Here is a 25,447-nt window from a genome sequence, read left to right as displayed (position 1 = left end):
AAATAAAATCGTACTGTTTGGGGTCACGCGAACAAGACGCGAATTTTGCACGCTAAGCAAAAAAACAATAAGCTGTCCACATGGACAGCTTATTTACATTATTCTTGTTATTGGAAGTTATTTTTAACTTTTCCTGATCTGAAAGAGTCAATCTTTTTTTGTTTATATAATTTATCAATAATTATTCTTTTTTCTCCGGCTGATAGGAAAGAATAACGACACCTGAACTGGTCGTTCTTGTTTCGATCAGTTTTAAAGCCTTTGTATCGTTTCCGGTTTTAAAGAGATGCTTTCCGCTTCCCACGATAACAGGATTGACCATAAAATGATATTCATCAATGAGGTCGTGTTGCATCAATGTCTGTATAAGCTCACCACTACCATAAATTAAAAGGTTCTGACCGGGCTGTTCCTTCAGTTTCGATATTTCTTCTACAATATTACCCTTGATAAGATTTGCATTCCATTCGGTTTTTTCCAAAGTTGTTGAAGCAACAAATTTAGGTATGCTGTTCATCTTATCAGCAAAACCCTCTTCATCAGTCATAGAAGGCCAGGCAGCTGCAAAACCTTGATAGGTTACTCGCCCTAGTAGAAGCGCTTCACTTTCAAACAGTAAATCGGATTGAAACTTTGCTACTTCTTCATTGAAGTATGGAGCAGTCCAAGCTGGTTCCTCCATGACACCATCTAGTGAGAGGTACATCGATACAATTATTTGTCCCATTTTGTTCTCCTTTAATTTTAAATTGAGATTTTTACATATTGGTAACACAATTATTAATTCTCCAGCTAGAGAAATTCTCCCTTTTTAATAGTTTCGACAAAATGTATTTATATATGTTTCGGAATAATCTAATATATATTAATAACTTTGAAATATTGTATAACTTCTAATTTTTATGCATTATTGATTAGCGTTGCTTATTGTGCTAACGAATCAGGATAGTGTGGCGACTGACTAAATAGTTGCTTATCCTCAATTATTAGAAGGGAAGTTCTATTATTTCGCGAATTTATTAGACATAGACGAGTGCTATAATTTTCTATATCTACATAAAGAGGTGACTACGCATGAATCAAAGACCGTCAGAAGTAGAATATGCCGGGAGCTCCGGCGAATATATCCGTTTGGTGCCGGACGGTAACATCATCGATATTCTGCTCGCCCAGGAAAAGCAAATGACCGAGCTCCTGGCATCGTTGACCGAAAGCCAGGCCACATATCGGTATGCGGAAGGAAAATGGACGCTGAAAGAAGTCGTGGGCCACATTACAGACGCGGAACGCGTCATGACCTACCGCCTGCTCCGGTTCGCAAGAGGGGACCAGACGCCTCTGACCGGTTTCGATCAGGAATTATTCATACCTCCTTTCGGAAGCTGGACAACCGCGCAATTGGCCGAAGACTACCGGGCCGTACGGCAATCAACGCTTACATTGTTGCGCGGGCTACCAGCGGAGGCGTGGACCCGCAAGGGCACAGCCAACAACCTAAGCATTACGGCGCGCGCCCTCGCATACGGCGTCGCAGGACACGAACTTCATCACATGGCGGTCATCCGAAATCGGTATTTGAGTTAATCGCCGGCTGAGGCCATTGGAATGGAACTAACACCTATCATACAATCTTTTAGATACCGTTCTTATGGGGGGCCCGCCCCACAACCATCAACTTAAGGATTTAGACTATTTTTATGAATATGCACCAAAAACAAGAGCATATCGATTTTTCTCATTTTGGGGTATTTGTTTTTCTTAGATTGAGGGTGATGGGGCACTACTCTATAATGATCAAATTAAAATTTAAAATAGTTATAGAGACTCCATTTCTCGGAAATATTGTAACTATTAAGTTGTAAAAAGAACCATAGTTTTTCATTTTTGAAAAGGTTATGGTCTTTTTTAATTGTAACAAAGATATGATGCGAGGAAGTTTTTTAGATAAATCAAAAAAACTTGATTAATAAGTTGCATATAGAACTCATCTACGTATATACTATAAATATCAAAAAAAGTTGATGAAGGGAAGTGAACTACAGTGGCACAAAATTTTCAGCTCTATGAGAAAAAGTTTAAAGCGTTGGCGGATCAGAAACGTTTAGAAATCATGTATGAACTTTGCCAGCGAGGACAGACGTGTGTATGTGATTTAACAGAAGTTTTTGAAATGACGCAATCTAAATTATCATATCATTTAAAAATTTTATTAGATGCAGGTTTGATTGTAAAAGAAACAAAAGGTACGTGGAGTTATTATGATTTAAATGATGCGGAAGTGAATAATTTATTATCAGAAGAATTGTGCTGTATCTTTAGAAAAACAGGGAAAGGTAGTTGCTGTTAAAATTTTGAGTTATTAATCAAAAAAAATTGATTAATGATATATAAAAAGGAGGAATAAGGTATGAGATATGTTCACGTCGGTATAAACGTTACGAATTTAGAGAAGTCTATTGAATTTTATGAAAAGGTATTTGGTGTTTCACCAGTTAAAGTGAAAACAGATTATGCAAAATTTTTATTAGAGACGCCAGGACTTAATTTTACGCTGAACGTGCGAGATGAAGTGAAGGGAAATCAGGTAAATCATTTTGGTTTCCAAGTGGATACAGCTGAAGAAATTACATTGCATAAAGAACGATTAGAAAAAGAAGGTTTCTTCGCGCGTGATGAGATGGATACGACTTGTTGCTATGCAGTGCAAGATAAGTTTTGGGTAACAGATCCAGATGGGAATGAATGGGAATTCTTTTATACGAAAGCAGATAGTAATGTTCACAAAATTGAAGAGTCATCTTGTTGCGCGACTTCAAATGAGGTAGCTAAAAATTCTTGTTGTTAATAGGAGATGGAAAATAAAATGAAACGTTTATCTTTTCTAGACCGATATTTAACACTATGGATTTTTCTAGCGATGGCTGTTGGGATTGGTTTAGGGTTTGTGTTCCCTAGTGTAGTAGACGGACTGAATACATTACAAGTTGGAACGACGTCTATTCCGCTTGCTGTTGGATTAATTATAATGATGTATCCACCGTTAGCGAAAGTTCGCTATGAGGAAATGGGCCGAGTATTTAAAGATGTAAAAGTGTTAGTTCTATCTTTAGTACAAAATTGGATTATTGGTCCGGTACTTATGTTTGTTTTAGCAATTATTTTTCTTCCTGATAAACCAGAATATATGGTTGGTCTCATTATGATTGGATTAGCACGTTGTATTGCAATGGTAATTGTTTGGAACGATCTTGCTGATGGGGATAAAGAGTATGCGGCAGGTTTAGTTGCTTTTAATTCGGTATTCCAAATGCTCTTTTTCTCAGTTTATGCATACGTATTTGTAACTGTAATTCCAGAATGGTTAGGGATTGAAGGTGCTATTGTCGATATTACAATGATAGAAGTAGCAAAATCAGTATGTATCTATTTAGGAATTCCTTTTATAGCAGGTATGTTGACACGCTTTGTACTAGTTAAGTTAAAAGGAAGACAGTGGTATGAAAAAGTGTTTATACCTAAAATTAGTCCACTTACATTACTTGCATTGCTATTTACAATCATCGTTATGTTCTCTTTAAAAGGAGAGATGATTGTTAGCGTGCCACTAGATGTGGTAAGAATAGCGATTCCGTTATTAATCTATTTTATTGTAATGTTTTTTGTTTCTTTCTTTATGGGAAGAAACATTGGTGCAAACTATCCGGTGACGACAACGTTAGCATTTACAGCAGGTAGTAATAACTTTGAGTTAGCAATTGCTGTAGCAGTTGGTGTGTTTGGTATTCATTCGGGCGCAGCATTCGCAGCTGTCATTGGACCGTTAGTTGAAGTCCCTGTAATGATTGCACTTGTAAATGTTTCCTTTTGGTTTAAACGTAAATATTTTAATGACCAACCAGTCTAAATTCAAAAATAAAGGTGGAAAACAACATGGAAAACAAAAAGACAATCTATTTCTTATGTACAGGAAATTCATGCCGAAGCCAAATGGCAGAAGCGTGGGGTAAACAATATTTAGGGGATAAGTGGAATGTGTATTCTGCAGGAATGGAAGCACATGGAGTAAATCCAAACGCAATTAAAGCAATGAACGAAGTAAATATCGACATAACAAATCAAACATCAGATATAATTGATGCAAACATTTTAAATAGTGCTGATTTAGTCGTTACGCTTTGTAGTCATGCGGATTCTGTTTGCCCATCTACTCCGCCGCATGTGAATCGTGTTCACTGGGGATTTGATGATCCAGCAGGAAAAGAGTGGTCTGAATTTCAACGTGTTCGAGATGAAATTGGAGAACGTATAAAGCGATTTTCTAAAACAGGGGAGTAAATAAAGGAAAGAGTCAATCTTCTATTGTGTTGGAGATTGGCTCTTTTTTATTATGTATTTCATTTATTTATCGCATCGCTTTAAAACTACTCTTAGTAAAAATGCAGAATATTATGTAAAATGGTAAAGTTAGAATAGAACAGTTTAAAAAAGGGGGTGTAACGTATGATCTGTGAACTAAGCAAGGATGATTTTTATAGGTGTAATCGTTTAGTGAATGAACAAGGTCAATTAGAGGTACGTGCTGTAATTGCAGGAGTGAATCCTGGTCGTATATTTGTAGATAACGTGACTTCTCCTAATTCGGGACTTATTTGGTTAGGTAATAATGATGGCTTCTTCTTTATTGGAGATGCTGAAAATGAAGAGTTTAATAAAGAAGTGAATCGTTTTATTAATCATGTAATAGTACCTGAGGCGAGGAAAGTAGGATTAGATTGCTTTGAAGGAATCGGGAATCATTCGAAGTGGAATAAAACAATCGAAAGAATATTTCAGCATCGTAAATTAAAGAGTTGGAATCAAAGAGTGTATATGCTAGGAAAAGAGGATTATGAAAATCATCATGAGCCTAAATTTGAACAGAGATATACTGTACTGAAAATGAGTAAAGCTCTCTATGAAAATAATAATAATACATTTAAGAACATTGATTTTTTACAATCAAAAATTTTAGAGTTTTGGTCTTCACCGGATTCTTTTTTCAATGAGGGGATTGGCTATTGCATTGTTTATGATGATTTAATTGTGAGTGTTTGTTTTTCAGGGTTCGTCTTTGAAAATATACACTGTATAGATATTGAAACGATAGAAGGTCACCAAGGGAGAAAATTAGCTCAAAAGATAGCGCATAGTTTTGTGAAAGATTGTTTGGAGAATGATATTATTCCATATTGGGACTGTATGGAATTGAACAAGCCTTCTGTTGCAGTTGTAGAAAATGTAGGGTTTACAAATGTATTTAACTATGTGGGATATTATTTTTTATTTGAATAATCTAGGTATACTTTACAATTTACACTTTGAGATTGTCCAATCATTATATATATCTACAATTTAAAAAAGAAAGCATATGAGGTGTGCGAAAATGAAAATACAAATAGTATTGTTTGATGGTTTCGGAGAACTTGTCTCTTTCGCACCGTTTGAGGTACTGAAAAGAGCGATAGAAGAAGGGGCTCAATTTGTAGTTGAATTCGTTTCGAGTGAACAAAAGAAGGAAGTTACTACCTCGTTTGGAGTTACAGTTAAACTACATGATTTTTTACGAATGGAGAATCGTCCAGATTTGTTAATTGTACCTGGTGGTGGCTGGAATCATAAAGCAGAGCATGGGGCACGAAAGCAAGCAGAGCTTGGAACTTTGACTAAAATGATTAGCGAGATGTACAATGCAGGAACAATCGTTGCTGGCGTGTGTACAGGGGGTATGCTGTTAGCAGCCTCTGGTATATTGAACGGTCGAAAGGCAACGATGCACTATTTGGCACAGGATGAAATGAGTGAATACGGGGCAGAGCTTCTTCATTACCGAATTGTAGATCAAGACGATGTTATCACTGCAAGAGGAGTCACTTCAGGAGTTGATTTGGGACTTTGGATCACGGAAAGATTCGCAAGTCCTAAAATTGCGGCTGCTGTTGAATACAGAATGGAATATGAGAGGCGAGGTGTTGTTTGGAAGTAATTTGACTTCTTTTTTATCCCGCATTAACGGACAGTAAGACTCCCACCACAAAATTCAGCGAATGGGAGGGAGGGCTGCCCGGAAAAAAACAATGGATATGTACTAATAATCAGTGGGGATGACAAAACTCCTACTGATGAAAGTTTCATTTTATAATTTTTCATCTTATTAAAAGTTGATTTGTTAGAAAGGACAATCATTTATTGATATAATGAATGGATGCGTGGCAGGAAATAGATAGAAAGATACTGCTAGTAATTTATACTTAAATGTAGGGAGATTGAAATGAGTTATGGGGACAGAAAAAGAAATTAGTTCCGCTAAATTAATATGGAAGATGACACGCCCGCATACGTTAACGGCGACGTTTTCTCCTGTAATTTTAGGAACAGTGGCATCACTTTATGTTGCCAAAATTGATTGGCTGTTATTTATTGCGATGATGGCTGCATGTTTAGCATTGCAAATAGCAACGAACTTATTTAATGAGTACTATGATTTCAAACGTGGATTAGATACCGCTGAATCCGTTGGCATCGGTGGCGGAATTGTCCGTCATGGATTGAAGCCAAAAAATGTGTTAACAGTTGCGCTTTTATTATATGTCGTAGCAGCTTTTATTGGCATTTATATTTGTATGAATAGCAGCTGGTGGTTAGTCGTCATCGGTTTAATTGGAATGGCGGTTGGCTATTTATATACAGGCGGTCCATTACCAATTGCGTACACCCCGTTTGGAGAATTAGTTTCTGGATTGTTAATGGGAACATGTTTTGTACTCATTGCTTTCTTTATTCAAACGAATACTGTAACGATTGAAAGTGTATTGATTTCCATTCCAATTGGAATTTTAGTAGGTGCAATCAATATGTCGAATAACATCCGAGATATCGAAGAAGATATTAAAGGTGGAAGAAAGACATTAGTAATCCTCCTTGGGAGAGAGAAAGCTGTGGTCACACTAGCGGTAGCCTTTTTCATTGCGTATTTATGGATTGCCGTAATTGTATTAATGGGTTATATAAGCCCTTGGGCATTAGTTATGTTCCTAGGTTTGAGAAAGCCAATTTCTGCAATTCAAAGTTTCAAAAAAGGGGCAAAGGATCCTGGGTATATGCGCATCGCAATGAAATCAACAGCGATGACAAATACGATTTTCGGCTTCTTGTTGTCAGCAGGATTATTAATTAGTTACTTGTTTTAAATGAAAAAAATTGTTAAGTAGCTTAACCCCAATTTCTCAATTTTACTATTGAGAGATTGGGGTTTTTATTTTGACTAAGTTTAACGTTAAGAGTCGAAATGCAAATACCAATAAATTGCAACTTCATCATTTTCAATATCCAAACCTTTATAAACAAGAAAATCAAACCCACCAATTACAAATCCGCATTTTTCATAGAACTTACATGCTGCGACATTATTATTTTGCGTTTCAAGCATGATACCTGGCATATTGCCTTTTTTTGCCCACTGCTTTGCTTGATCAACTAATCTTTTACCAACTCCGATTGTACGATATTTTTTATCTACCGTTATATCTTCTATGTAAGCATAGTGGTTCCAATTCTTTTTTAATACCATTAATCCAATGATTTGGTTATGTAACAGTGCTATGTAAATGACTTGATTAGGTTTATTTATATATTCATTGTAAGGCAGTTCTTCATTATCATCTTGATTTTGTAAATAACTTTTTTCATAACTCGGAATGTCTTCTACTGTATATTCTATGCGTCTATTTACTTTGGAAAGAGAAAGAATTAACCGAGCATTCACTATAAAACTGTCATCAATCTCCGGAAGATTATCTAAATCATTTGTTTCTAATTCTCTAATTACAAGGTTCATTGGGGCACCTCCACATAATAATATTTCTTCTAGTTCTTCATTTGGTTCAAATGAATTCCAATTACAAAATTATAATAGAATTTCAATTGTACGGCTATCTTTGTATTTTATCTTTATACCGACATGCTGTTATCTTGATATAAAAATATTGTTTAGAAAGAGTAGTATCTTTTATTTTGGATGTATATTCAGTTTTCAAATTTAACTGTAATAGAGAAAAAATATTTTTTAAAGAGTGGATGCAATAGGCTATTCTTTAACTAATTTCGACATTATCTGCATTTTATCTTCACCTTCCTCTATTAATCTATTTATTGTAAATATCAGCTGGAGTTAATGCTTAGCTGTATAAATAATGAATATGAAAATGAGTAGGGAAAGGATTGAAACATAATGAAAGAATCACAAAATAAGAAAAAAATAAGTGTAGTAACGAAGGCAATACTATCTCTAGTAGTTGTTTTAGCAACGACCTTTTTCACTTTCTTTTTAATAGGGAAATGGAACTCTATCCCAGCAAAAGGGGTAGCTAATGAAAGTATTAGGCTAGCTAATACGCAACAACAAGGAAAGAAAGAGGACACATCGCTGGCAAAACAGAAAAGACCTGATGGAAAACCAGTAGGAAAGGTTGTTTATTTAACATTTGATGACGGTCCTAGCGAATTTACTGGAAAATTTTTAGATGTACTAAAAGAGCAACATGTTGCCTCGACATTTTTTATGCAAGGTAGCAATTTACAGAATACCGCTTTTCAGGAAAATGTAAAACGAGCAGTAAAAGAAGGACATTATATTGGTGCACATAGTATGACACATAATAGTGATAAGCTATACAAAAAAGGACAATTTGTAACGGAGATGAAAGAAACGTTAGCTCTTATTCATAATATTACAGGTACAACTCCTAAACTAGTCCGTCCCCCATATGGATCTGCACCAGGATTAAAGGGGCAGGACATTCGTAACAAAATTGTAGAAGCAGGAATAAAAGTTTGGGATTGGACGATAGATTCAAATGATTGGAAATTAAAAGGTAACCCACAGCAAATTATAGAAAATGTAAAGCGTACAACAACAGAAGATGTGGAAGTAGTTCTAATGCATGAAAAACTACAGACATTACAAGCGCTTCCGGAAATTATTAAATTTTATAAGGAAAAAGGATATGAATTCGGGGTATACAATGAAGCGGATCATTTTCAACTAAACTTTCAGAAAGATCAACGTCTATAGTATAAACATAATTATTTTAAAAAGGTGTTTTCCATTACTAAATCAATAACTAAGCCAAAAGTCGATTTCTTATTTTATAAAGAAATCGGCTCTTTCGTTTATGTATTACGTTACAAGAGTTTTCTTATTTTCTCCGGAATGTCCTTTTTGAAATCTATGCAACAGAGTCTTTATAGTAAGAGTATTTTGTCGGGTAATAATCAAAAAACGTATATTACAATATAGAAATTCACCTTAATACTAAAGGATACATGACAACGATTCCTATAAATTCTTCTCAATAATTGAAAATAAAATCAATCCAGATTATTATATTGTTATTGTAATTATAAATGTAATTACATTTTATTGAAGGAGGATACATAGATGAAAAACTCAAAAGGCTCGATTGAATCAGAGATAAGCAAAGCAATTACTCACTGGGAAAAGGACTACCTAGGACGCGGATCTATATCCGTTAAGACAGATATATTGCGGGATATGATTATTCGTAAATTTACAAGGTATTTTAACACCGGCTGAATATACGGTTTGCGAAACGAAAGACGGTATGCTAACGATAAAGAAAAATCGTTCGGAGCTAGTTGAATCTGGAATTGACGATTTGAAAGAGATCATACTAGAATTAACTGGAGAAAAAGTGAAAAGTTTTCATACGGATATAAGTTCGCGTACAGGTGAGCGAGTAATGATTTTTAAATTGTTTCATAATCTTGAGGAAAAGTTTTAAAAATTAAAATCATCGTAGGGTTAGTGGGAGATAATTAAGAAACCTAAAAGTTTTGCACTTTATTTATATTTATTAACATGATAATAATTAAAAACTTGAAATTATTTACGTGTACTGAATTTTAATTGGAATAACGCTCAAAAAACTGATAAATAAATTGACAAATTGCTTAATATAGTTTATCTTATAATTGTTTTAAAAAATTAATAGATGCTTATTTTAACTGTTTGCTATAATTAAGGCTTTAGCATTTTTTTAATATGTAATATTGACTAAATGAAAAAGTTTCTTAATTGAAAGATAGCGCATAACATAAATTGATATATTGATTGCATAATCTAGGAGATCAGAGATATACTGTTATTTTTAATAGGAGTAATACATACATTACTATCCTCTATAAAATGGGAGCTCTTCAAAAAACTTTATTGAAGTTAGTTGAAGTGAAACCGACAATCTCCATAATTCAATGATGATATAAAATCATTGAATTATGGAAGTTGTCGGTTTTTTTTATGGGAAAAAACGATGTACTAAAAAGAGTGAATGAAAATTGAAATTAAAAAAACTATCGTAATGAAAAGGAATTTTTATAGGATATTTTCGCTTAGAAGGGAGTATTTAACATGTTAATTTCGCTGAGTTCATCAACACTGTTAACTTTATTTTTTATGGCGCTTAGTGCTTCTTGGCTAAGTGGATTATTATTTTTAAATGCAAGGATACCTTTACGTTTTGTTCATATCCATATTGGTATCGCTGCTTTACCTTCATTGGTTTCTTTACTCGCACTTGTTAATAACAATGGAGATAGAGTTGTGGGGCCTTGGCATCTAGATACTTTAGCTTGGTTAATGGCTTTCTTTGTTCTTACAATTGGTTTAATCATTCAGCGTTTCTCTGTACGTTATTTAATGGGAGATCGCTCATATCGAAAATACTTTGCACTTTTTACATTTACTACAGGTGTATCTTCGGTTGCATGGTTAAGTGATGATCTGCGCTTAATGCTCATTTGTTGGGGAGCAACGCTTATAGGATTGGTTCTACTTATAGGGCTAAATAAAGGGTGGAAAGTAGTTAGTGAAGCAACTAAAATCTCTGGCTACCTATTTACAATAAGTTGGATTGCCTTACTATCAGCTATCATTTGGCTTTTTCAAGTAACAGGACAGTGGCAGTTAACATCAGTTTTAACGAATGAAAATGTAGTGCTACATGGAACATTGGAGAGAACAGGAATTAACTTATTAATTATATTAGCGGTGATGATTCCAGCAGCACAATGGCCTTTTCAAAGATGGTTAATTGAGTCTGCTGTTGCTCCAACTCCTGTTTCTGCTATTATGCATGCGGGTTTAGTAAATGCTGGCGGTATCATGTTAACTAGATTTTCACCTCTTTTTCATGATGATATTGCACAAATAATTTTACTAATTTTCTCTAGTATTTCTATTTTAATAGGTACAGGAATTAGTTTAGTCCAAGTTGATTATAAACGTCAGCTAGTAGGTTCAACTATTGCACAAATGGGATTTATGCTTATTCAATGTGCCTTAGGTGCCTATTTAGCGGCTATTATTCATTTAATTTTACATGGTTTGTTTAAAGCTACACTATTTTTACAAGCTGGTTCTTCCGTGCAACGTTTTGGGGTAGTGAATCAGTCTAATGAAAAGATGTCCAATTTATGGATTATAGTTGGGCGTGTTTTAGGATTATTTATAGCAATTACTTTCTGGTTTATGACTTCTGGAGAGGGGTATCAACTAGTTAGTGCGTTAATCTTAGGCTGGTCACTATACTTTTCATGGAAACAGCTTGTTGTTTTTGGAGAGGGAAGAATGGGACGAATTGCTGGCGTAATTGTTTTGATTGGATTTTCTCTCATTTACTTTACCGTTCATAATTCTCTTTATAAATGGTTGCATACTGATATTTATCAAAGTGTTCAACCTTCAGCTCCAGCCGTTATCTTTGTTATATGTATTTTACTATTTAGTAGTGTTATTAGTACTTTCGTTACTCGTCATCAATCTTCTACTTTATTCGCTGTACTTTATCTTTGGTTAGTTCGAGTAGGTGAGGCGAGACGAAAGTCAGTAGAAAGTCACCCAAGCTATCTGAAACATTATGTATCAAAGGGAGGTAATTCGTGATGAGCATACCGTCAATATTAAAGAAAGATACAAACATTGATATGCAAGAAAATAATATAAATGATTTAGTTGCATCTGCTAGCCGAGTTATTGCGCCACTTTGGCCTATCTTTACGTTTGCAGCTCACCACCCTTGGATGGGACTTGAAAAGCAATCATTTGAACAAGTCGCAAATTGGTTAAAAGAAGCTCGTAATGTGGATATTTATCCTAGTGCCTCCATGATTCATTCGGCAAAAGCGAAAGGTGAGATTGAGGAATCATTTTTACAAATGAGTTTGTCTCGTTGGCTGGATTCACAATCTTTTCATATTCCGCGAGAGAAAGCAGAGCGATTTTGCCAAGCAGCTTTAAAGTTAGAAAAATTACCTTCTAGTCTATTATCATCACCAGAAGTAAATAAATTGGCAGAAGAAATGAATTATATAAATACAGCAAGTATGCAAGCCTCTGTTATGCAGCCAATAAGTTCGCTTATAGAGAGTCAAAATAGTGAAAACCTATCTGATGTTCTTAATTATCATATCATTAAATGGTGTAAATTATATCTTGATGAATCCGGATCAAATTGGACGATGCCAAATCGAGAGAAAGGTTTTTATCGCGCATGGCAACACCTTATTACATTTGATCCAGCGCTCAGTAAAAATGAGCGTAAAGTTTTAAAAAATTGGCCACAAGATGCCGAAGTAGCTTTAGCGAGAGCATTATCTGAACTAGGAATTTCTGAATCTAACATACAATCTTACCTTGAAGGGCACTTACTTTCTTTGCCTGGGTGGGCAGGAATGATACGATGGCGCTCACAACAATCAATTCAGGAACAGGAACTTCTCATAGAATATTTAGCAGTTCGAATTTCTATGGAGCTGGCTATTGTAAAACCTTATTTACCTTTAAAAAATCAAAAGGTTGAGAAAAAAGTTTCGATCGTCCCACTTATAGCTTCTTGGATCTATTGGGGGAATATTTCAACACGGGAATGGTTACAAATGCCTGCTGCTGAACAAAGTGAATTATTAGCATTCGCTTATCGTTTTGATGAAAATATTCGCAGGAAACTTTGGCTGGAAGCTTGGGAACAAACGCATGCAGAGCAATTAAGGGAGAAGATTGCTTCTACACAACGTGCAACCAATGATAAAAAGCGTGTATTAGCTCAATTAGCATTCTGTATTGATGTACGTTCAGAACCGTTTCGTCGCCACCTTGAAAAATTAGGTCCGTTTGAAACATTTGGAATAGCTGGTTTCTTTGGGTTACCAATTGCAACTAGTGAACTAGGTAGTAATAACAACCATCCTTCTTTGCCAGTTATACTCAAACCGAAACATCAAATAAAAGAGCTCACAAATGAAAATGAACTTAAATCTTATGAGCAGCGTAAGAGGGTAGGCAGTTCGGTACGTTATACTTTTAAAACGATGAAACAGAACGTAATGACAAGTATGGCGCTACCTGAGTTAAGTGGTCCTTTACTTGGTCTACAGATGGTGACAAGAAGCTTTGTCCCAAGAGGAGTTGGTGGTTTCATTCGTAAACTTCGTAAAACTATGTTACAAAAACCTGATACAACATTCTCGCTTAATCATGTTCATGACACAAAGGGTGAGATACCTATCGGTTTTACAAAAGAAGAAAAAGTGAACTATGTGCGTCAAGCTTTAAAAATAGTGGGACTGACAGAAAAATTTGCTCCTTTAGTTGTAATGTGCGGACATAGTAGTCAAAGTACGAACAACCCTTATGCTGCAGCACTTGAGTGTGGTGCTTGTGGCGGAGCAGCAGGAGGATTCAATGCAAGAGTTTTTGCTACTTTATGTAATCTTCCAGAAGTGAGAGAGGCGTTGTTTGCTGAAGGTATTAAAATTCCTAAGGATACCATTTTTGCAGCAGCTGAACATAAAACAACAGTGGACGAATTGGAATGGATTTACGTCCCAGAACTTTCGGAAACTGCGCAAGAAGCATTTGATTGTATCGAATCGATTATGCCAAATGTGAGCCAACATGCAAATAGAGAGCGTTTAACGCAATTACCAAATTTTAAAACGAAAATAAAAAATGCGAGTAAAGAGGCACATCGATTTGCAGAAGATTGGAGTGAAATACGTCCAGAATGGGGATTAGCTCGTAATGCATCTTTTATTATCGGGCAACGAGAATTAACTCAGGATTGTGACTTAGAAGGTAGGGCTTTCCTTCATAATTATGATTGGAAACAGGATGAAAGTGGCGATATATTAGCTAACATTATTGCAGGACCAGGAACAGTAGCTCAGTGGATAAATCTACAATATTACGCTTCAACTGTAGCTCCTCATTATTATGGTAGTGGAAACAAAACAACCCAAACTGTAACCGCGGGTCTAGGTGTTATGCAGGGAAATGCAAGTGATTTGTTGCCAGGCTTACCTTGGCAATCCGTTATGCAGTCAGATAGTGAGACGTATCATTCACCACTTCGTTTACTAATTGTAATTCAAGCGCCTAGTCAATATATAGAACGTTTGCTAAATAATGATTTCACATTTCGAGAAAAAGTTCAAAATGGATGGGTTAGACTTGCAAGTGTTGATCCAAAGGGGCACTGGAAAAACTGGTAACAATCATGTAATGAATTATCAACTATTGTTACTAGCTTAAAAGTTTCATAAATACAATAATGAAGAAGGAGTGCTCCATATGAATTCAAAGAATAAAAAAGTTTTATTGTTAACAGACATTAAACATGAAATAGAGCCTATTATCCAACAAGTAACTAACATTCAACAAGAAAACATGTTGACTATACACAGCTACGATTCTGTAATTGTACATCCTTATGGAGATATAATGAGATCTATTATTATTGCTATTTATCAAGAAAATGTTGAAGAAATTTTTGTTGTAGGAATAGAGGATAAAGAAACGGATGTAGTTAATCTACAAATTCAACGTGATTCCATAAAAAATAACAGGGAACTAGACTATCTCTTTGAAAATTGCATGCCTGAATTTTCAAGTGGTAGCCTTGATGAATGGCTAAGTGGAAAAGAAAATGTTAGTGAAAATATTGAGAAGAGTATAGATATGATTTGTCATCATCCACTAGTACCGTCTGATGTTAAAGTTCATGGTTTCAAGATTGATAGAACAGGGGAAAAAGAAACGGTTGTTAAAGTTTCTGTTAATAAAGTAGTGAAACAAATGCATTCTTATGTGTAAGTTATCGATAGATAAGCAACTTTTATTTTGTAGATACTATAATATGTTAAATATTTGGAGTTGTTTCCTTTAAAAAGAGTAAAAGAAATCTTCTATAAATGGAGATCTTTTGCTCTTTTTATAATAAAAACAAAAAATTATTTGACGTTTTTTCGAAAAAAAATTTTAAGACAAGGCTTTTAGGTTTATGAAAACCTTTATTCATGATAGCAAGATAATTTTGATAAGAAGTATATAGTAAGAATGATTTGGAGATACCGATGGGGATATAACTATTTTATTTAGGACGGTGCAATTAAAATGGATTTACAGAAAGGGAAATTATATTGGAACACGACTTTTTCTAATACACCTTCTTATCCTCGTTTGGACGAAGATATAAAATGTGACGTACTCATAATAGGAGCAGGAAGTTCGGGTGCTCAATCAGCATACTATTTGAGTGAATCAGATTTAAATATTGTTATCGTTGATAAAAGAAAGGTAGGACATGGAAGTAACCTTACAAATACAGCACTTATTCAATATTTAGGTGATAAGATGTTTTTTGAACTTGTAAATACATTTGGGGAAGAGTATGCAGTTAAGCATATGAAATTATGTGAACAAGCTATTAATGATATTGAATATGCTGACCAAAACTTGCCTTATTGCTCTGACTTTAAACGACGGGACAGTTTATATTATGCAAGTTATGAAGAGGATATAAAGAAATTAGAAAAGGAATTGTATTATTTACATAAGCATGATTTTAAAGCGGCTTGGTTATCAGAAAAACAAATTGGACAGAGATATCCATTTAAAAAACGTGCAGCTATTTATACGTATAATGATGGTGAAATAAATCCTTATAAATTTACACATAGTTTATTAGAACAAGCCTCTAATAAAGGAGTTCACATTTATGAAGATACAGAGATTGTTGGCAAAAAGTTAGAGAAAGAATGTGCTATCTTTTATACAAAGGAAGGCAATTCTATTACTGCCAATAAAGTAATTGTGGCTGCAGGATATGAAGGATTGGAATTTAAAAAGGAAAAGAACGCTACACTGATTAGCTCATATGCAATTGTTACTAATCCTGTGGAAGATTTATCTTCTTGGTATAAACGCACTCTCATTTGGGAAACTGCGAGACCATATATTTATATGAGAACTACTGCAGATAATAGGATTATTATAGGTGGATTAGATGAAGATACAAACATTGCTCAAGAAAGAGATTCAAAATTAATCCATAAAAAAGAGAAATTAGTGAATGAATTTAATAAGCTCTTTCCCAATATAACAGTTGAACCTGAATTTTATTTAAGTGCTTTTTATGGTGGTACTCATGATGGTTTACCTATAATTGGAATGTATGAAGAGTTTCCAAATTGTCACTTTATCTATGCGTATGGAGATAATGGATTAGTTTATAGTATGGTACTTTCTAAAATTGTTCGAGATATAATTATTAACGGTTCAAGTCCAGATTTGCATTTATATTTACAAACTAGACCAAAACTAAATGAGTAAACTACATGTATACAAAATCATAGTAGTAAGGAGCTTATTTAGGATTCCATTATAAAAAAAGCTATTTTAAATGTATTAGTTTCATGTGACTATTTGTTATGTTTATGAATGCTTAAATAAAGCATTCATAAACAATATTATTTGTTAAATCCATTTATCTTACTAAGTTCTGTTATTTGTATAATCCATTCTTTTTTTAGGTAGGGTAGAGTTGCTTGGATATGATGATATTCCCATTCTTCCTCAATGATAGGGTAAAGATCAAATAAGTGTTTTTCTTCATCATTTGTTACACTTGCTTTAGGATTGCCAGTAAGTTTAAAATAAATGTCGCACCATCCGCTATAGTTTGTTAACATGAATAAAAAATTAGGACATGTGAATTCGATGAGGTATATTTCTTTCTCTAATTGAATATCTGATAGTAATTCCCTTGCAGTCTCAAAAGTAGGCTTCTTTTGGTAACCATTGCATGAATGCCATGCCCAAATGGGGAAATCTATAATAAAGTCAATACCTTTCTGTTTCATGTGTCTTACAATGTATTTATATGCTGTGCAATCTTCTTTACTAACAAAAATAGGATCGGTTATAAGCTTACCTTCATTCAAAAGTGTATTTATGGCATTTTGGTTTTGAAAAGTCCATAGGATTGTTGAATCTATAGATGTATTTAAGTTTGATTGTTTATAAAATTGTTTTTTCATCTTTCTCTCCATTTTCTTTTTTATTTTATAAGAGTTTAAGATAAGTACAAAGTGCATTATATTTTTATCTTTATTAAGAGTTGGAAAAATCCATTAAAGATAGAAGAGTTTGTTTGCAATTACAAAAAATGATTCTTATAATCATTTAAAAATAACAGAAGTATTTGTTCTAATAAAGAATGAATTGTGCTTTAAGAATTAGAAAGGATAGCCATGCAAAATAAAATTATTGTTATGTTTCAAAAAGATTTTCGTTTATATGATAACCCAGCTCTATTTGAGGCTGTTCAGTCTGGTGAGGTTCTTCCTGTATATATACAAGATGAAACTTTTTCAATAGGAAGTGCGTCAAAGTGGTGGTTGCACCATGCTGTAATAGATGTAAAGAAGCAACTTGAGGCATTGGGCTCTACTTTAATAATTCGTAAAGGACGTACGGAGGAAGAAATACTTTCTCTCATAGAGCAATTAGATATAACGGCTGTATATTGGAATATTTGTTATGATCCGGACAGATTACAATCTAATCAAAAAATGAAAATGATGTTAGAGGATAAAGGTATTATCTGTAAAGAATTTAATTCGCATTTATTATTAGAACCGTGGATTATTAAAAAGAAAGATAACACTGAATATAAGGTGTTTACGCCTTTTTACAATGCATTTCAAAAGCAGGTAATACCTAAACCTTTTAGCAGAGTGCAGAGTATAAAGTGGGGGAACTCTTTACCAGCAAGCTTATCTGTTTCAGAATTACAATTGTTGCCGATTATACCGTGGACATCTCATATGGAAGTAATATGGGATCCGACAGAAGAAGGGGCATATAAAACATTCAAGAAATTTTTCTCTAGTAAATTAGTCTCTTATAGTGAAGGAAGAGATTTTCCAGGTCAAAATGTCCATTCGATGTTGGCACCGTATCTTTCATTTGGTCAAATATCAGTAAAGCTAATGTTTCATTACTTAATAAATAAAAGTACCGAAAGACAATGTAGTCTTTTTGAAAAACAAGTTAATAGCTTTATACGTCAATTAATTTGGCGAGAGTTTTCTTATTATTTACTATATCATTATCCATTTACAGTATATAAACCTCTTAATAAGAGCTTTGAAAATTTCCCGTGGGATAAGGAAGAGGAGTTATTAAGAGTATGGCAAAAGGGGAAAACGGGTTATCCGTTTATTGATGCGGGAATGCGAGAACTATGGCAAACAGGTTTTATGCATAACCGGGCAAGAATGGCTGTAGCCTCTTTTCTTGTAAAGCATTTGTTAATTCCGTGGCAAGAAGGAGCAAAATGGTTTATGGATACACTACTAGATGCTGATATTGCAAATAATACAATGGGATGGCAATGGGTTGCTGGAAGTGGCGCAGATGCATCACCGTACTTTCGTATTTTTAACCCAATCACACAAGGAGAAAAGTTTGATAAAAATGGAGAGTATATAAGAAGATGGGTACCAGAATTAAGAGATATCCCAAACAAATATATACATAAGCCTTGGGAAGCACCTGAGCATATTTTACAAAAATCCAATATAAAACTTGGGGATACATATCCTTTTCCGATTGTTGATCATAAGGCAGCACGGGAGAGAGCCCTTTGTGCATATAAAAGTATGAAAGAATTTGTATGAAATAGGTTAAACAATATGTATTTGGAATTTAAATATTAGGATTTTATCCATTACAAGGACATACTAATCATATAAAGTTTCTATAATCTTCTAGTAAAAAGGAGAATGTTTATGAAAAAATCTAGTATTATAGTATTTTTCCTAACATATGGTTTGTTTTATGTTTCTAGTGTTTTATTCCCTATTGATCGTACTTGGTATGATGCGTTAGAAAAGCCGTCTTGGACACCTCCTGGTATGACAATCGGAATGATATGGGCTGTATTATTTGGACTTATCGCATTATCAGTTGCAATTATTTACAACAACTATGGATTCAAGCCAAAAACATTTTGGTTTTTATTCCTTTTAAATTATATATTCAATCAAGCGTTCAGCTATTTTCAATTTAGCCAAAAGAATTTGTTTTTAGCAACAGTAGATTGTTTACTAGTCGCTATTACTACGTTACTTCTCATTATGTTTTCTTCCAATTTATCTAAAGTATCGGCATGGTTGCTAATACCATATTTTTTATGGTCTGCATTTGCTACATATTTATCTTGGACAATTTATAGTATAAATTAAAGACGGAACTAAAAACTTGAGCACAATAAAAATGCTCGAGTTTTTATGTTTATTAATGATAATCTGAAATATAGAATATATACATCTTAGGAGGTCATCTTTTTGAAAAAATGGATAAAAATTGTTCTGTACTCTTTACTAGCTATTTTAATCGTCGGAAGTATTACTTTTTTAAGTTGGTCTCAGTTTACTTATAAACCAACGAAAGAGGCTTTGTCTTTAGTAGATGATAAAAAAGATGAAGATTATATAGTTTTTGGAGAGAAAGATGCAAAAATAGGAGTTATTTTTTATCAAGGAGCTAAAGTAGAAGCCGAGGCTTATAGTTACTTAGGAGAAGCTCTTGCAAAAGATGGGCATTTTGTAGTAATGCCTAAGTTACCATTAAACTTAGCGTTATTTGGAATAAATGAGGTAGATAGTGTAATTGAACAGTATCCTGAAGTTCAAAAATGGTATGTTGCTGGGCATTCAATGGGCGGAGCTATGATTTCTAGGTATGCCTTTCAACATGAAGAAAAGGTAGACGGGATTATTTTCTTAGGTTCGTATCCTGCAGATGACTTCTCTACGAAATCGATTCCAATGTTATCAATTTACGGGGAAGTAGATGCTTTAGCAACTGTAGAAAAAATAGAGAACAATAAAAAGTTCATGTCAAAGAATACTACTATGCACATGATAAAAGGGGGAAACCATGCTCATTTTGGCATGTATGGTGAGCAAAAAGGTGATAATGCGAGTTTAATTACGGCAAAAGCACAACGAGATGAAACAGTAAAAGTAATTGAACAATGGTTATTGGAACAATGATAACGAATTTAATAAATCTACCGAAAGAATTTTCCCAACGGTAGATGGGAGAGAGAATAAAGAGCCAAATCGTATGAATTGGCTCTTTTATTTATTTGCTATCTCCAATTGTCCCCTTATTTTCTCCGGAATATCCTCTTTAGAAATAATATCGTAAGAATACACATATTTTCCTTTCACATGAATTTTTAAGTAAGTTTTTCTTATAAAATCATTAGGCGTGTTCGTTCCAACTTTATATTCTTTTTCATTGCTTAGTTCATCAACACCCTTTAGTGAGTACATAGCTCGGCCTTTATAATGATAATCTGGAATGCCATATCCCTTCGCAACGGCGTATACATTTTTTTCTTCAGCAATCGGATTAAATCTGTCTAAATCCCCGCGTAATATGAAAGGTAGTAAGTATATAGGAAGGCCTATTCCTAGTATGCAAAGTACAAATTTTTTCATGGTCGTTTCTCCTCTTGTTCATTTACAGGATTCAGTATAGAAAAAAATTCTTATGAATATAGAGGGAAATTTCTTAAGGTTTTCTTAATAAAGTTTAACCGTGTGAAAAAAACTAACTTGAGCATTAAGCTTACGGAATGAATAACCAAATAACTTGTTTTCTTTATTTTTTGATATTTCTTAAGAACCTATCAAGAAATAAGTGAGTTTTAGGATTTAGAATAAATGTATCTTACAGTAATAAGAGAATTATCTAAAAAAATTAGAGTGAGAACAATTAAAGAAAGCATCTAGTGGATTGCTTTTTTCTTTTGGAATAGAGAATCACATGGGTCAGTTACATGTAATACGGCACTGTGCTTCTATGTCACTGAAAAATCCAATGATAAAAAAAGAGGGGGAAGGCATTTTTTATTGAAGTTTGTTAATGATAGATTTTTAACTAGTTAGGGGGGATCGTAAAATAGATTATTAATCTCTTTAATAATTTTTATTTTCCTTATAGTTGGCATATTGTATTAGAAATTTTTAATTTTGAAAGGAGAATCAATAATTATGGATAAGAAAAGAAGAATAAGTAATAAGTTATTACTTGTCAGTGCAATTTTTACAATAGCAATTCCTTCAGTCTCATATGCGGAGGAAGTAATTTCACCTGAAAATTTTACGAGTTCTTCAAGTTTGTATGAGGGACGGAATACGGAAGTATTGAAAACAAGCTTATATCCTTATACATATAACTATCCGTTTAACTACCAATTTAGTTCGAAATTAAAGGAAGCAAACACAACTATAAAAAAAGTAGACAATAGTGATGATGAAAATCCTATTATATCTACTACTCTTTCATTTATTCGCCATATGAATAGTGAAGATTATAAATCTGCATTTGCTTTAACCTCAAGGTCATTACAGAAAATAATATCCGAAGAATGGCTGAAGAACTATTGGGAGGGACTCCCAGTGCAATTACAAGCAGGTTCTTTTATAGAAATTGGGGAGGTTACACAAAAAGAGATAAATCCTGTTCATACAAATGTGGAGATTCAATTAGTTTTTGAAAAAATGACTGTACCTTTACTAATTAAACTAGATCCATCTGGAAAAATAGACGATTTTCAACTCAGCATGTCGTTTAGTCCTGTTGCAGAGCGTCCATCATATAGTAAGCCTGAATCATTTGTTGATAAAGAAGTAGTAGTTGGAAGTGGTGCATTTCCATTACCAGGGACATTGTCGGTTCCAAAAGGAAAGGGTCCTTTTCCAGCGGTTATTCTTGTTCAAGGATCAGGAGCAACTGATCAGGATGAAACAGCGTTTGCTTTAAAACCATTTCGCGATTTAGCTGAAGGTCTTGCATCGAAGGGAATTGCTGTCCTTCGCTATAATAAAAGAACTTATGAACATGGGTTGAAAACACAATTCAGTCCCTTTTATACAGTTGATAAAGAGACAACAGATGATGCTCTTCTTGTAACTCAATTTCTTAAAAATGAGCCTCTAATAAATAAAAATCAAATTTATATTTTGGGTCATAGTCAAGGTGGAATGATGCTTCCGAAAATGATTGAAAAAGACCAAAATAAAAATATTGCTGGAGCAATTGTAATGGGAGGGCCAGCTCGTACGATCCAAGACGTTGTTTTAGATCAATTTGAGTACCTTTTCTCTATTGGAGCAATGAACCTGGATCAATATAAATTCTACAAATCGCAATTTGAATTATTAAATGACCCTAATTTCTCTGGTCAGAATCCCCCAAAAGATTTTTACTTAGGATCAGCAGTATTTTGGGATTCTATACGGAAAATTAAAGCGGCAGAAATGTCAAAAGAACAAAAGACACCGCTTCTTATTATTCAAGGAGAAAGAGACTATCAAGTTCAATCAAAAATTGAAATTCCTCTTTGGAAAGAACAATTAAAAGAACGAGATAACGTAGATTATCGACTATATCCAAAGTTAAATCATTTCTTTACAGAGGGTGAAGGGGAAATAAGTAAGCCAAATGAATATTATAGTCCTGCTAATATCCCTGAGTATGTTATAAATGATATTGCTGCTTGGGTGCAAGGCAGATCGCAATTAAATTAGCAACCATATGTTTTAATAAAGACTTTCTTTCCGTAATCAAAATAGAAATATTTTGATTAGGTTATATGTTTTTTAAAAGCACTCTTTAAAAAGGAGTGCTTTTTTATTTTTCTATGATTTCTATAAAACAATGGGCTTACCTTCCAAACAAATCGTTATTTGGAGCGCTTTTATCAAAGCAAAGTTCTTGTGACATTTCTTTGATATTAAAAACATGAATAACCTATTGTGTAAAATTTTTTGAAAATTTAGGTTTAACATCTTTAAAATAGGTGTATTACATATTACATAACAACTAAATAAAAAATCTAAAGGAGGAAAGATACGATGCATACGAATGAAAGAAAAACGGTAGTTTATGAATATCAAAATGAACAGGAAGTAGTTATGAAAGTAAAAGAGCTAGAATTGCAAGGGGTTCGCCACGATGACATTTATGTTTTAGCACATGAAAAACATATAACAAAAAGGATTGCGGATGATACAAACACAAATACGATTGGAGTAAAAGAACAAGGATTGGGAACAAGTATTATCAACTTTTTCTCCAAAAAAGGGGACGAACTTCGAAATCAAATGGAAGAAATGGGGTTGTCGAAGGAGGAAGCTAACTTATATGAAGAAAAACTAGATCAAGGGAAGATTTTACTCCTAGTAACAGCTGAAGTACCAATGGCGAATGATAGGCAGCCGCAAAACTATCATTCTCTGTAATAGATTGCAACATCTGATAAATAGGTAAGGGAATTATTTTAGGTTGTAGCATGGAGGAAAATAAAAATAGAAAAGGATGAGAAAAATGAAACATACAATATTTAAATATGCTGTGATTGGAATTACGACCGGAGTCATAGTCTCCCTATTAAAAAAAGAAAATCGGAAAGCTATACAAACAAAAGGAAAAAGCGTAAAAGAAAAACTACAAGAAGGAAACATAAAGGAAACATTGGAGAAGGTAACTGAGACAAGTAAACAATTTTCTGTAACTGCAGCTAATGTTGCAAAACAAACATTACCACAACTGCTTACAGCCACACCAGTTGTCATTTCTACCATTAAAGACTTAACAGAAAACGAAAATAATAAAAAGAAAACAGGTGAAAAGGATTACGAAATAAATGAAAATAGTAAGAACTTAGACGGGGAAAAAACGAAAAATGAAAAGAAATATGTGAAAGAAGGGAAAGAAGAGAGTGCCTAGATTTAACTCTAAAAATAGAAAGTGAGGGAAAAAGTATGAAATCTCTGTATGCAATTGATGTAGGAATTGGCTTTACCAAAAGGGCATATCGACAGGATGTAGATTCTGAGATGACAATCAAGAGTGAAGCTTCCACACTAGCCCCTGTACCTAATCATGCTGAAAGTGAAGATTTAACAAAGGTAAGTTTTATAGACTTAGATTTTGCATACTACATGGGAAATGAAGCACATCAATCTGACGCTTCGTTTCTTCCTCCATTTGACGAAGAAATAGAAAATTATTATGAAAGCGAACGATTTAAACAACAAATATTTGGTTGCATTGCAAAGGATTATAAAGAAAATGTCGTGTTACCTCTAGTTGTTACCGGGCTCCCCGTTACTTGTTTTGGTAGTCAGCATGAGCAATTACAACGTGCACTAAAAAAAGAAACTTCCGTACAAATTGATGGGAAATTTATTCATATTACGGTGGAAAATGCTTTGATTCTTCAGCAACCGGTCGCTTTACATGCCTATTTCTTAAAAGAGGGAATCATTCAGGAACGAGATCGCATCTTAATTATTGATGGCGGATTTCGTACAGTAGAAATGACAGATATGAAACAGAATGTCATTTTAAATCATTATGAGGCGGAACTAGGATGTAGCAAGCCTTTGAAAAATATTAAGAATATCGTGCAGAATCATGAGGGTGAAAGTAATCAATTGCATATTAACGACATGCCAAACATATTAGAAAAAGGATATGAATGTCGAGAAGAAAATCATGAGACAAGTCAGGTTCATACTTTGATTCAAAAAGAGTTGGATGCACACTTCCAAGACGTCATGCGTGTATTACAAGAACAATTTAAGTTAGAACAGTATAACACTATTATTTGGACAGGAGGAATAGTAGATCTCCACAAAAAACGAATTGAAAAAATGCAAAGTGAAATTTCTTCTTTCCGTATGGTAGACGCTTCGAAAGAGGCTGCACTCCATGGATACTACATTATTGGGAGTCAAGTATTTGAGGACATTACCAATCAATCTGCATATGAATCCAAATTATAATAACGAATGAAATGGAGTTCGTTGAATAGACGTGCCAAATTATGTAGCTTCTTTTCCACATATAATAAATTCTTTATAAGAAAAGATAAAAAGTGATTGTATAGAGGAAATGTTTAAAATTGAAAATAAAAATAACTAATATATAGGGGGTCTTCCTTTTAAAAGAATAAGACCTCCTATGTTA

At 33.8% G+C, this 25,447-nt stretch carries 24 protein-coding genes and 1 pseudogene; 21 read left to right on the top strand and 4 right to left on the bottom strand.

Going from position 1 to position 25,447, the window contains the following annotated elements:
- Positions 1–181: 181 nt before the first annotated feature.
- On the bottom strand, positions 182–727 hold the full coding sequence (locus tag BC_RS15795) for a dihydrofolate reductase family protein (RefSeq protein ID WP_000529753.1): 546 nt from the start codon (positions 725–727) through the stop codon (positions 182–184).
- Between the two features lie 347 nt (positions 728–1,074).
- On the opposite strand from BC_RS15795, the gene BC_RS15790 reads away from it, so the two are divergent.
- From BC_RS15790 to menA, 8 genes are all read left to right on the top strand, one after another.
- Positions 1,075–1,584 carry a DinB family protein gene (locus BC_RS15790; RefSeq protein ID WP_001076326.1) on the top strand — a complete coding sequence of 170 codons (510 nt, stop codon included), beginning with the start codon at positions 1,075–1,077 and terminating at the stop codon, positions 1,582–1,584.
- A 457-nt stretch (positions 1,585–2,041) separates the two neighbouring features.
- A complete protein-coding gene (gene arsR / locus BC_RS15785) occupies positions 2,042–2,347 on the top strand; it encodes an arsenical resistance operon transcriptional regulator ArsR (RefSeq protein ID WP_002026021.1) in 306 nt (101 codons plus the stop codon).
- 60 nt (positions 2,348–2,407) lie between these two features.
- Positions 2,408–2,845, top strand: a complete 438-nt coding sequence (locus BC_RS15780; RefSeq protein WP_001271013.1) for an ArsI/CadI family heavy metal resistance metalloenzyme — start codon at positions 2,408–2,410, stop codon at positions 2,843–2,845.
- An 18-nt stretch (positions 2,846–2,863) separates the two neighbouring features.
- Entirely contained in the window at positions 2,864–3,904 is a 1,041-nt protein-coding gene (gene arsB, locus BC_RS15775) for an ACR3 family arsenite efflux transporter (protein ID WP_000826549.1), read from the top strand.
- 26 nt (positions 3,905–3,930) lie between these two features.
- Complete coding sequence (gene arsC, locus BC_RS15770) at positions 3,931–4,335, top strand: arsenate reductase (thioredoxin) (protein ID WP_000428363.1); 405 nt, start codon at positions 3,931–3,933, stop codon at positions 4,333–4,335.
- Positions 4,336–4,500: 165 nt separating this feature from the next.
- Positions 4,501–5,331 (top strand): GNAT family N-acetyltransferase, encoded by an 831-nt coding sequence (locus tag BC_RS15765; protein ID WP_000562830.1) that lies wholly within the window; start codon positions 4,501–4,503, stop codon positions 5,329–5,331.
- 91 nt (positions 5,332–5,422) lie between these two features.
- Complete coding sequence (locus BC_RS15760) at positions 5,423–6,022, top strand: DJ-1/PfpI family protein (protein WP_000701573.1); 600 nt, start codon at positions 5,423–5,425, stop codon at positions 6,020–6,022.
- Positions 6,023–6,314: 292 nt separating this feature from the next.
- A complete protein-coding gene (gene menA, locus BC_RS15755) occupies positions 6,315–7,226 on the top strand; it encodes a 1,4-dihydroxy-2-naphthoate polyprenyltransferase (protein ID WP_000536365.1) in 912 nt (303 codons plus the stop codon).
- 86 nt (positions 7,227–7,312) lie between these two features.
- Here menA and satA read toward each other — a convergent pair whose 3' ends face one another.
- Positions 7,313–7,873: a streptothricin N-acetyltransferase SatA gene (gene satA, locus BC_RS15750; RefSeq protein ID WP_001055000.1), complete on the bottom strand. Its 561-nt coding sequence runs from the start codon at positions 7,871–7,873 to the stop codon at positions 7,313–7,315.
- A 393-nt stretch (positions 7,874–8,266) separates the two neighbouring features.
- Here satA and BC_RS15745 point away from each other — a divergent pair, with 393 nt between their 5' ends.
- The 6 genes and pseudogenes from BC_RS15745 (at position 8,267) to BC_RS15720 (ending at position 16,723) form a co-directional block, all read left to right on the top strand.
- A complete protein-coding gene (locus tag BC_RS15745) occupies positions 8,267–9,109 on the top strand; it encodes a polysaccharide deacetylase family protein (RefSeq protein WP_000665154.1) in 843 nt (280 codons plus the stop codon).
- 366 nt (positions 9,110–9,475) lie between these two features.
- A pseudogene (locus tag BC_RS15740) lies at positions 9,476–9,839 on the top strand (DUF2294 domain-containing protein).
- Positions 9,840–10,465: 626 nt separating this feature from the next.
- Positions 10,466–11,998: an NADH dehydrogenase subunit 5 gene (locus tag BC_RS15735; RefSeq protein WP_000908940.1), complete on the top strand. Its 1,533-nt coding sequence runs from the start codon at positions 10,466–10,468 to the stop codon at positions 11,996–11,998.
- Entirely contained in the window at positions 11,998–14,604 is a 2,607-nt protein-coding gene (locus tag BC_RS15730; RefSeq protein ID WP_000026962.1) for a DUF2309 domain-containing protein, read from the top strand. The genes BC_RS15735 and BC_RS15730 overlap by 1 nt, the downstream gene beginning before the upstream one ends.
- A gap of 79 nt (positions 14,605–14,683) precedes the next feature.
- The gene (locus tag BC_RS15725; RefSeq protein WP_001086255.1) at positions 14,684–15,205 is read left to right on the top strand and encodes a carbonic anhydrase; all 522 of its coding nucleotides are present in this window, start codon (positions 14,684–14,686) and stop codon (positions 15,203–15,205) included.
- Positions 15,206–15,505: 300 nt separating this feature from the next.
- Positions 15,506–16,723 carry an NAD(P)/FAD-dependent oxidoreductase gene (locus tag BC_RS15720; RefSeq protein ID WP_000365630.1) on the top strand — a complete coding sequence of 406 codons (1,218 nt, stop codon included), beginning with the start codon at positions 15,506–15,508 and terminating at the stop codon, positions 16,721–16,723.
- A 137-nt stretch (positions 16,724–16,860) separates the two neighbouring features.
- On the opposite strand, the gene BC_RS15715 is transcribed toward BC_RS15720, so the two are convergent.
- The gene (locus tag BC_RS15715) at positions 16,861–17,430 is read right to left on the bottom strand and encodes a DUF3841 domain-containing protein (protein ID WP_000743893.1); all 570 of its coding nucleotides are present in this window, start codon (positions 17,428–17,430) and stop codon (positions 16,861–16,863) included.
- A gap of 213 nt (positions 17,431–17,643) precedes the next feature.
- On the opposite strand from BC_RS15715, the gene BC_RS15710 reads away from it, so the two are divergent.
- From BC_RS15710 to BC_RS15700, 3 genes are all read left to right on the top strand, one after another.
- Positions 17,644–19,074, top strand: coding sequence for a cryptochrome/photolyase family protein (locus BC_RS15710; RefSeq protein ID WP_001179969.1), 1,431 nt, complete (start codon positions 17,644–17,646; stop codon positions 19,072–19,074).
- A 111-nt stretch (positions 19,075–19,185) separates the two neighbouring features.
- Positions 19,186–19,641 carry a TspO/MBR family protein gene (locus BC_RS15705; RefSeq protein ID WP_000749726.1) on the top strand — a complete coding sequence of 152 codons (456 nt, stop codon included), beginning with the start codon at positions 19,186–19,188 and terminating at the stop codon, positions 19,639–19,641.
- 102 nt (positions 19,642–19,743) lie between these two features.
- Entirely contained in the window at positions 19,744–20,454 is a 711-nt protein-coding gene (locus tag BC_RS15700) for an alpha/beta hydrolase (protein ID WP_000758846.1), read from the top strand.
- 87 nt (positions 20,455–20,541) lie between these two features.
- Here the strand turns inward: BC_RS15700 and BC_RS15695 are convergent, their stop codons facing one another.
- Positions 20,542–20,907, bottom strand: a complete 366-nt coding sequence (locus BC_RS15695) for a YxeA family protein (RefSeq protein WP_000714948.1) — start codon at positions 20,905–20,907, stop codon at positions 20,542–20,544.
- A gap of 555 nt (positions 20,908–21,462) precedes the next feature.
- On the opposite strand from BC_RS15695, the gene BC_RS15690 reads away from it, so the two are divergent.
- The 4 genes from BC_RS15690 to BC_RS15675 all read left to right on the top strand — a co-directional run bounded on the left by BC_RS15690 (position 21,463) and on the right by BC_RS15675 (position 25,263).
- The gene (locus BC_RS15690; RefSeq protein ID WP_000358952.1) at positions 21,463–23,001 is read left to right on the top strand and encodes an alpha/beta hydrolase; all 1,539 of its coding nucleotides are present in this window, start codon (positions 21,463–21,465) and stop codon (positions 22,999–23,001) included.
- A 327-nt stretch (positions 23,002–23,328) separates the two neighbouring features.
- On the top strand, positions 23,329–23,715 hold the full coding sequence (locus BC_RS15685; protein WP_000557321.1) for a general stress protein: 387 nt from the start codon (positions 23,329–23,331) through the stop codon (positions 23,713–23,715).
- A gap of 85 nt (positions 23,716–23,800) precedes the next feature.
- On the top strand, positions 23,801–24,202 hold the full coding sequence (locus tag BC_RS15680) for a hypothetical protein (protein WP_000683216.1): 402 nt from the start codon (positions 23,801–23,803) through the stop codon (positions 24,200–24,202).
- Positions 24,203–24,237: 35 nt separating this feature from the next.
- Positions 24,238–25,263 carry a ParM/StbA family protein gene (locus BC_RS15675; RefSeq protein ID WP_000839441.1) on the top strand — a complete coding sequence of 342 codons (1,026 nt, stop codon included), beginning with the start codon at positions 24,238–24,240 and terminating at the stop codon, positions 25,261–25,263.
- Positions 25,264–25,447 lie beyond the last annotated feature (184 nt).

Source organism: Bacillus cereus ATCC 14579 (assembly GCF_000007825.1).
Classification (GTDB): Bacteria; Bacillota; Bacilli; order Bacillales; family Bacillaceae_G; genus Bacillus_A; species Bacillus_A cereus.
Note: the sequence above shows the minus strand (reverse complement) of the source record. Positions and strands in the feature narration are given on the sequence as shown.